This is a genomic window from Nocardia sp. NPDC059236 (assembly GCF_042754085.1).
GTDB lineage: Bacteria > Actinomycetota > Actinomycetes > Mycobacteriales > Mycobacteriaceae > Nocardia.
In genome coordinates, this window is the sequence record NZ_JBHZAF010000102.1 from 1 (window position 1) to 1,134 (window position 1,134).

A 1,134-nucleotide genomic window follows, 5' to 3' on the forward strand; every position below is an offset into this window, starting at 1 on the left:
ATCCGGCGGCACGAGCCGCCGCTGGACGAGTCGAAGACGGTGCTGGAGAACGTCCAGGACGGTGTCGCGGAGACGAAGCAGCAGCTCGACCGGTTCAACGAGATCGCCGAGCAGATGGCGACCGAGTACACCGACGAGCTGATGGAGGAGATGGGCAAGCTTCAGGAGAAGCTCGACCACGCGAACGCCTGGGACCTGGACGCACAGCTGGAGCAGGCCATGGACGCGCTGGGCTGCCCGCCCGGCGACTGGCCGGTCACCAACCTCTCCGGCGGTGAGAAGCGCCGCGTGGCGCTGTGCAAGCTGCTGCTGGAGCAGCCCGACCTGCTGCTGCTGGACGAGCCGACCAACCACCTGGACGCCGAGTCGGTGCAGTGGCTGGAGCAGCACCTGGCGAAGTACCCGGGCACCGTCGTGGCCATCACCCACGACCGGTACTTCCTGGACAACGTCGCCGGCTGGATCATGGAGCTGGACCGCGGCCGCGCCATCGGCTACGAGGGCAACTACTCCACGTATCTGGAGAAGAAGCAGGCCCGCCTCAAGGTCGAGGGGCAGAAGGACGCCAAGCGGCAGAAGCGCCTCAAGGAGGAGCTGGAGTGGGTCCGCTCCAACGCCAAGGGGCGGCAGGCCAAGTCCCGGGCGCGACTGACCCGTTACGAGGAGATGGCCGCCGAGGCGGAGAAGACCCGGAAGCTGGACTTCGAGGAGATCCAGATTCCGCCGGGGCCGCGACTGGGCAACGTGGTGGTGGAGGTCGAGAACCTGCACAAGGCCTTCGGTGACAAGGTGCTCATCGACGATCTGTCCTTCTCGCTGCCGCGCAACGGTATCGTCGGCGTGATCGGCCCGAACGGCGCGGGCAAGACCACCCTGTTCAAGATGATCCAGGGGCTGGAGGAGGCCGACTCGGGCTCCATCAAGGTGGGTGACACGGTCAAGATCTCCTACGTCGACCAGACCCGTGCCAACATCGACCCGAAGAAGACGCTGTGGGCGGTCGTCTCGGACGAGCTGGACTACATCAACGTCGGCCAGGTCGAGATGCCCTCGCGCGCCTATGTGAGCGCGTTCGGCTTCAAGGGCCCGGACCAGCAGAAGCCCGCCGGTGTGCTCTCCGGCGGTGAGCGCAAC

The 1,134-nt window shown here is 66.5% G+C and carries 1 protein-coding gene; it reads left to right on the forward strand.

What is annotated here, in order from left to right:
• Window positions 1-1,134: energy-dependent translational throttle protein EttA (ettA, locus tag ACFXIV_RS48200; protein WP_379421576.1), on the forward strand; the 1,134-nt coding region annotated here is incomplete at both ends.